We start from the raw sequence: 8,294 nt of genomic DNA on the forward strand, positions 1-8,294 counted from the left end.
CCTCTATCCCGGCGCACGCATCTCTGAAACGGGTACGCGTTTTGACTACACAGAATTGATGCTGGGTACGACATGGAAGACTCTTTACGCCAAGGCCTATTTCACAGTGACGCAGGATTTTTTCGGCATTACTGATGCTCGAGGTACTGTCTACGTCGACCTTGGTGCCAACCCAGAGCTTGCGCCAGGTTGGGTCCTTAATTTGCATGCCGGAAGTGGAAAGGTTGCAGGATCAAAGAATCAAATTTGGAATTGGAGCGATGTAAAAATTGGACTCACGAGGAACTGGTCACCTAGCTGGAGCACTTCAATCGCTTGGACTCATGGCTTYGGAATGAGCGATGCCTATAGACAGTACATGAGTTCTGTGCTCGACAAAGAAGGAAGCCCGTTAGTTTCCAATGTGGGAGCAGGGACCGTAGTCCTGTCACTCACTCGTGCTTTTTAGGAGTATTCATGCGAATCCTTAACCTCCCCTCATGGTCGCTGTCGGCAAAAATATGTGGTACTGCGACCGTACTCGCAGTGATTGGCTTGTGTGTTACCGCTACGGTTACCGGCGTCCGAAGCAAAGCCATGGTCGAAACCGACGTAATGGAACAAGCACGCATGGCGGCAAAGGTTGCCAGCACGGCACTTCGAAGTCGTATTCAGTCTGATTTTGCTTCGTTAAGCACCCTTGTAGGAAATGTAGAAAGCAGTATCGAATCGAACAATAACCTATCTCGATTGCAGCTAGTTTCGATGAGTCGGCAATTCATGGCGCGTAGCGATCACCTCGTTGGGATGACCATTGCGTTTGAACCGAACCTCTTTGACGGGAACGACGCTAAGTTTGCCGACAAAGGACCAGAGTACGATTCTACTGGGCGTTATATGCCGTATTTCGTCAAGGAGGCCAACGGGGACGTACGGGTTGAACCGATTGTCTTCTCAGACAAGCCGGAAGAGAACGAATGGTACAACGCACCGAAGCGGAACAAGAAGGTCCTCTTTACGGAACCATTTCAGTACGCGATAGACGGCAAACAAGTGCCGATGGCGTCATTGGTGATGCCTGTCCAGGTACACGGACAGTTTGCAGCAACTGCTAGCGCAGACTTTCCGTTGAGCGGATTGTCCAAACTGTTGGCTGAGCTGCCAGCGATGGAGAACGGCTCGCTAGCACTGGTGTCTAATGGCGGAGTCTACGCGAGCAATCAACATAAAGAACTCGTTGGTAAACCTGCAGAGGATATTCCTGCTGCGGGCCTTGCTGCTATTCGGGCTGGAAAGGAATTTGAATACACCAGTGCCGACGGAATGATACATCTGCTCGAGCCTGTACACATTCATGCCGACGTGTCCCCTTGGTCAATCGAGTTGAGTTTTCCTCGTGCGCTTGCCATGAGACCCGTGAAAACTTTGATTACGAATGCAGTATTGGCCTCGATTATCAGCGCACTAATTGCAACGATAGTGCTGGTGTCCGTGCTCTCAAGATTGTTGCGCCCCCTAAAGAGCCTGTCGCATGCCATGGAGGGCTTGGCAAACGGCAGCGCGGATTTAAATGCAAGGTTACCTAAGGTGGGTAATGACGAGCTCTCGGTCATTGCAGAAAGCTTTAACCTTTTTGTTGGCAAAATTCAGCAGGCGTTTGACCGGGTTCATGAAGCGGCGACCGTGGTGGCCACAGCAAGCAAAGAGATCAGCCAAGGTAACCAGGCCCTATCTACGCGTACAGAACAGCAAGCAGGCACGATTGAAGAAACCGCAGCCTCAATGGAAGAACTGACTGGTACGGTTGCACAAAACGCAGAGAGAGCACAACAGGCCAGTACCGTAGCGATTGACGCTTCGAGGGTAGCCACTCACAGTGGTAAAGTCGTAGCAAACATCGTGGAAACGATGGGGCTGATAAATGACTCTTCGCAAAGAGTCAAAGAGATTACTGCAGTGATCGATAGTATTTCATTCCAGACGAACATCTTGGCACTGAACGCCGCCGTCGAAGCTGCAAGAGCCGGCGAAGCTGGGCGCGGCTTCGCCGTTGTCGCGTCAGAAATTCGAAACCTCGCGCAACGCAGTGCAGTGGCTGCTGGTGAAATCAAAGTACTGATAGATCAATCCGTAGAGCATGCAGAGTCCGGAGCGAGCCTTGTGGTAGATGCCAGAGGAACTATGGATGAGGTCGTGAATTCAGTGGCAACACTAGCAAAGATTGTCGATGAGATCTCAATGGCAAGTGCTGAGCAAGCCTCTGGAATCAAACAGGTAAACGAGGCGATTTGTGCGTTAGATGGTGTGACGTTGCAAAATTCGGCACTTGTGGAGGAAGCCGCGGCAGCTACTGAAAGTCTCGAGGAGCAAGCGAGCAGTCTCGTCCAAATCATTGATGAATTTTGCTTGCAATCTACCGAGATGCCACAAGACGCGAGAAACATACCGGCAAAGTCTCCAAGACCTTTGATGCCTCCGCAAAGCACGAAATCTGAGGAGCCAGTATTTATCTGGACGACGAAGCCTACGCTTTCCCAGAAAACTGCGGCGCCTAGCGCGAAGCCAAACCGACGCCCACCGCAGGCTGTGGAGTTGGGTGACGATTGGGAGACGTTCTAAATGAGAAAGACAGATTACAAGGCCCGCCAGCCGTCTGTCTTCTTAAACCTCAGAGCACTATTCAACGAACAACCTAGCTGAATTGGGCGAGGTCACGCCCTTTATTCGTTCTGCGGTCGATACGTCTTGAGCACCTCCGCCCCCAACACGGCGGGGGCGGAAGCTCCGGACTCCTTTTTGTGAGGCAGTTACAACACTGTCTTGCCAATCGTTAAAGTTCAAGTAGACTAATTTAACCTTACACGGACGAGCGGCTAATGTCCCGAAGGTGCCGAGTCACACTTCAATAGGAAATCAGTGGATGAACTTTCGCGTATGGGTATTTTGCGTCTGGAGTCTTCTGGTTGCGCGCCCTTCCGTAGCTCAAGTAACGGCCGGTGAAGAGGACATGGTCCGCGTAGAAGTCATTGGGTCCTCGATCAAGAGGCTTGTTTCCGAATCATCCCAGCCTCTCACCGTCTTTAAAGCGGAAGAATTCACCAAGCAAGGCCTCACCACGGCACGGGAAGTCCTGGATCGGATCCCCTCCAACCAAACCAACATGGGCGCCGGCAATACCATCGGCGGCAACGCTAGCAGCCTCCCCACAGGAGGCCAAGCGGTGGCTGACCTGCGTGGATTAGGTGGCGACAAGACGCTAGTTTTGTTGAACGGTCGCCGCATCGCAAACCACCCGTATGACAGCGCCAGCGTGGATCTGAATCTGATTCCAATCGCGGCACTAGAGCGAGTGGAAGTGCTGCGCGACGGCGCATCTGCGATTTATGGTACAGACGCCATCGGCGGTGTCATCAACTTCATCACGCGCCGCAGTGTCAGAGGGACTACGCTCGTGGCGGAATCGGTGATTCCAAAGAAGTCTGGCGGAAAGGAAAAGCGCGCCAACATAATCAGCGGCATCGGGGAACTTGATGCTGATGGTTGGAGTGTCTTCGGCGTGCTCGATTACCACAACGAAGACGCGCTAACTTCGCAGCAGCGGGAATTTTCAAATACCGGCGTACGTAACAACCTCGGGTTGAGCAGAACTTCTGGCGTAACATTCCCAGGCAACTACTTTGACCCAGTCACCAAAACGACTGGGAATCCAGGATATCCATCTGGTTGTAACGCGCCATTCTCACTGCCTATCGGCAGTGGAGGCACGTGTCGCCAGGACTACACGCGCCAGATCGACGACTTGCCAGAACAGGAGCAGTTGGCCTTGTTCGGCCGGGCGACGAAGAAATTTGGCGACCACACGGCCAGCCTTGAGTATCTTCATTCGCGTAATAAGGTCATTTCGCATACTGCGCCACCGCCGCAGATTGCATTGTTCCTGCCCAAAACGAGTCCCTACTATCCTGGCAATTCAGGCAATCAACAAGTCTGAAGAAGTGTTCGCTGGCGGTTATGTTCAGGACTCGGGATTCGCGGCTGGTGTGCTAAACGGCATCCTCAATCCATTCGGTTTGCAGAACTCCGCCGGCAAGGCCTATTTAGAGAGTGTGGCCCTACGCGGCAAGGTACAGGATGCGAAGGCCACCACTACTGCCTTCGACCTGAAGGCTAGCCGAGAATTGATACGTCTGTCAGGCGGCCCGCTCGCGATGGCGTTGGGAGCTGAGATCCGCCACGAAAAGTCCGACTTCAACGTCAATCGCGATATTGCAGGTCAGGCGGGTAGCTCCGGCCTGTCCGGCTCCCTTTCCAAGAATGGTTCGCGCAATATCAAGGCGGTCTTCGGCGAGTTGAGTATCCCCGTCATGAAGAAGGTCGATGTCCAAGCTGCCATGCGCTATGACGATTACGACGACGTGGGCAGGACAGCCAATCCGAAAGTCGGAGTACGCTGGCAGCCGTCTCCGCGGATCATGCTACGCGGCTCCGCCAGCACCGGTTTTCGCGCGCCGACACTCTTCGAGAGGAATGCGCCGCAATCAAGGAACGAAACTAACAATTCCCTTAATGATCCAATCTTGTGCCCCAGTGGTGTCCCGCAGCCAGGGGCTAATCCGTTGCGCGATTGCGGCCTTCAGCAGTTTAAGCTACAGGGCGGAAATCCTGACTTAACGCCAGAAAAATCGAAGACCTTCTCGGTAGGCGCAGTAATCGAACCTGCGAGCAATTTGACAGTAGCCATCGACTACTGGGCTATTAGCCTGAAGGACAAGATAGGTAATGTGCCCGAACTGACCCTCTTTGGAAACTTCGAGCGATACAGAGCGCGCTTCCTGCGTAATCCAGATGGATCGCCTTTCGCTGTCTTGGACTTGTACGAAAACTTGGGCAAGGTCCGTACCAATGGCGTTGACTTAAGCTTGACCGGGACCACCCGCCACATGGATTACGGCGACTTCTCGTTGAAGATCGATGGCACTTGGGTGCACAAGTACGAGTACCAGAACGAGCGCGACGGCGACTACATCCAAAACGTGGGACGTTACGCGGACCTATTCCCTATATTTCGCTGGAAGCATAATCTATCGCTGACCTGGCGGAGTACGACGTGGAGCGCTACGTTGTCACAGAACTTCCGAACAGGGTATGTGGATCAGAACCAAGTCGATCCAATATTGTTCAACCGAGTATCGTCCTACCAGCTGTGGAACTTGTCTGGAACTTATGCCGCCTCTAAAAGCCTAACGCTGACAGCCGGCATCAAAAACCTATTCGACAGGGATCCGCCGTTTACCAACCAGGGTTCGACATTCCAGCAAGGCTACGACCCGCGTTTTACCGATCCGGGAGGACGCGCGCTCTATCTACGGGGGAGCGTTGACTTCTGAGCGCTACAGGCGCTTTGATCACAGGAGCAATAGGTTTGCTCGCCAAGTGGTCATCACGACAGCAACACGAGTTCCATGTTATATGCACGAGATGCCTATTTGGGTACCGCCCAAATAGGTGGCCGCGTTTGCTAGAGCAAACCTGATCCTCGCGGCAAATATGACTGAGCAGAAATTTGGCTTTCCTCTCGGGTTCAGTACGCAAGCCCAGCAGCGATTCGTGACTCAAATTTAATGGTCACATCAACTCTTCTTCAAGCGCTTCGTTAGCAAGTCCCGGATTGTTACTTACGTCGACAAATTTTCTGCCGGCGGTCTGGAAGCGAGCACGGAAGTCCTCTGGTGTTACGTGAACATGCGATAAGAATTCTGAACGCATCGCGGCTGCGGACGCGAAACCACATCGTTTCGCAATTCTAGCGATAGACAAGGTACTTTCACTGAGCAGCCGCCTGGCTGCATCGACCCGCAACATTTGCAAATGTGCCGTGGGAGTGACATTCATCGCCTGTTTAAATCTACGCGCAAAGTTACGCGGGCTCATCGCCATTCGGTCTGCCATGATGCTTACCGAGATGTCATCCGCAATGTTTGCTTCCATCCATCTGCTCAGCTCCCCGAACTTATCGGGGTCCTCGGCCCGGACCTCTGCCGCAAGGTGAGCACTAAATTGACTTTGCCCACCTGGTCGTTTTAGGAAGACAACCAAATCACGTGCGGTCCTCAACGCCATTTGCCTGCCTAAATCGTGCTGAATGAGGGCCAGCGTGTAATCAATCCCAGCCGATACACCAGCTGCAGTGTGGTACTTCCCTTCGCTCAAATATAAAGCGTCACGCTCAACGTCGATCTCAGGAAACGCTTCCGCGAACTCGTCAAAATGAGCCCAATGTGTCGTAGCACGGGACTTGTTTAGCACACCCGTTGACGCTAGCGCAAACGCGCCTGTGCAGACTGACGCTACATGTCTCGATCTCTGACAAAGGGCCTGCATAGCACTGACAAGTTTTGGGGAATTGATCATCGCGCGGGCACCGGGTCCGCCCGCGACAATTAGGATATCGGCCGCTAAACTTGGCTCAAAAAGATCAACTGTGGCGTTTATAGATATGCCAGAAGTGGTCTCCACAACTCCGCCATTGGGTGCAGCCAGTAAGACCTGGTAAGCTGCAGGTTTGCCCGATTCCATAAGCGCGGAATTCGCTGCTGYCAATGCATCAAGCGGCCCAGCGACATCGAGCATCTGGACTGGTGGAAACGCGACAATTACTACACGACGTGGATTTGACATTGTAATGACCTGTCTGTTCAATGACCCTCAAAACTTATGATTCACGCTGCCATACTTGCATAAACTAAGTTAGTGAGTATACCACCAGCAGTTAACCGTCATTACAACGCTACCACGAAAAAAAATCCAAAACAACAGAATCTATATTTGGCGACACCGCCACTTTCAGTACCTCAGAACCTGTGAATTTAGGTACATTCACCCTATCACCAGAAGAGAGATTGTAAATTCTGAGAAGACAATATCCAATCCTATTTTGCAAACTCTCCTCTATTGATTACACGTACGCACCTTCTCCCTCTATCAGCAATGGCCGCAAATCCAACAAAATTGGCAGCACGAGCATCCCACCTTAGGTCAGACTGAACCACTCCAATTGTTTTCGGTCTACCGGTGTGCATTTGCGCACCGGTTTTTTTGCTCGTACTTCGCTAGTTATAATTTAAGCAATTAGCCTGGACGGAGCTTTTTAAAATACTACCGAAACCGAAAGTACATGGCTTTCGCAGGTGATCGATCGGCGAAATTTCATACCTAGGTAATGCAAAAACACAAATAGAAACCATTCGCACTCAGTAATTATCCATGTCACTTTAAGGGTGATGACTCAAATTTATCCTTTACGGGCCATGCAAAATAGCTGGCCAATCCCGCCTAACGTCGCATTTCGACGACAAAATCATAATAGTCGCTCCGGAAATAGGAATGTGTCAGCTCTAGGGCCTTGCCTGAATTGAAATAGCCGATTCGGGTAATAAGTAGAACCGCTTGGCCTGCCGCCAATCCTAAGTACTCGGATACATCCTCCGGGGCGTTCGTGGCCCGGATGTGCTGCAGGGCGCGAGCTGGCGCATTACCGACGGATTCAAGATATTGATACAGCGAGTCCCCGATCACATTGGGGTTCGGCACAGCGCTCAGGGGCAGTATGCTAAGGTCATAGGCTATGACCTTGCTATTAGCCAATCGCAGGCGTTCCAGGCGCACTACTTTGTCGTTAGGCGATAAGCCAAGACTCATTTGCTCTTTAGGACAAGAAGTGACGATGGCGCGTTTTAGCCACCGTGAACTTGAATCGTACCCACGCAACCGCATCTGCTCCGTGAAGCTCGACAGCTTGGACAAGGGCCGCTTAAGTTGTCGCGTGATGAAAGTGCCCGAGCCCTGAATGCACACAACCACCCCAAGCTTAACTAGCTCTTCAACTGCCTTGCGTATCGTCACACGGGATACGTTGAATTGCTCTGAAAGTATGCGCTCTGATGGAAGCGCCTGCTTGACCTGATACCGCCCCACTCCTATGTCCTCATTCAACTTGCGAGCGATCTGCATATACAAAGGTGAGGTATCTGTTGAATCGAGTTTGATTTCGGCACCAGAGAACATTGCGTTTCCTACTTTGAGCAATAAACGCTAGGTGATAACGGGCGATATTGATTAAACTACGGACCCAGTGAAGCTCCCTTGCTTACAGCAATGGGGACCGCCAAATTCTTGCGGTCGAAAGCAGCAAAAGGAGCAGAGCTGCAGTGATCGTACCTCCGACGATAACTCGAGCCTGCCGGCTTCGTTGCGCCACAGAGGAGTCAATCCTCTGCATGGCAGCAGTGCTGGCCTCATGAAGCTTGTGTAGTGAC

6 protein-coding genes are annotated in these 8,294 nt (G+C 52.0%); 4 read left to right on the plus strand and 2 right to left on the minus strand.

Going from position 1 to position 8,294, the window contains the following annotated elements; genetic code table 11:
• From AB4Z11_RS24120 to AB4Z11_RS24135, 4 genes are all read left to right on the plus strand, one after another.
• On the plus strand, positions 1-448 hold a 448-nt coding region (locus AB4Z11_RS24120), incomplete at its 5' end, for a TorF family putative porin (RefSeq protein WP_442028214.1).
• Positions 449-456: 8 nt separating this feature from the next.
• Positions 457-2,598, plus strand: coding sequence for a methyl-accepting chemotaxis protein (locus tag AB4Z11_RS24125; protein ID WP_442028216.1), 2,142 nt, complete (start codon positions 457-459; stop codon positions 2,596-2,598).
• A gap of 301 nt (positions 2,599-2,899) precedes the next feature.
• Positions 2,900-3,970: a TonB-dependent receptor plug domain-containing protein gene (locus AB4Z11_RS24130; RefSeq protein ID WP_442028218.1), complete on the plus strand. Its 1,071-nt coding sequence runs from the start codon at positions 2,900-2,902 to the stop codon at positions 3,968-3,970.
• 4 nt (positions 3,971-3,974) lie between these two features.
• The gene (locus AB4Z11_RS24135) at positions 3,975-5,366 is read left to right on the plus strand and encodes a TonB-dependent receptor domain-containing protein (RefSeq protein WP_442028220.1); all 1,392 of its coding nucleotides are present in this window, start codon (positions 3,975-3,977) and stop codon (positions 5,364-5,366) included.
• Between the two features lie 238 nt (positions 5,367-5,604).
• On the opposite strand, the gene AB4Z11_RS24140 is transcribed toward AB4Z11_RS24135, so the two are convergent.
• Together AB4Z11_RS24140 and AB4Z11_RS24145 are read right to left on the minus strand one after the other, a co-directional pair.
• Positions 5,605-6,657, minus strand: a complete 1,053-nt coding sequence (locus AB4Z11_RS24140; protein ID WP_442028222.1) for a GlxA family transcriptional regulator — start codon at positions 6,655-6,657, stop codon at positions 5,605-5,607.
• Between the two features lie 654 nt (positions 6,658-7,311).
• Positions 7,312-8,043, minus strand: coding sequence for a GntR family transcriptional regulator (locus AB4Z11_RS24145; protein WP_442028223.1), 732 nt, complete (start codon positions 8,041-8,043; stop codon positions 7,312-7,314).
• Positions 8,044-8,294: the final 251 nt, after the last annotated feature.

The organism is Pseudoduganella sp. RAF53_2, assembly GCF_052113985.1.
Lineage (GTDB): Bacteria > Pseudomonadota > Gammaproteobacteria > Burkholderiales > Burkholderiaceae_D > Rugamonas.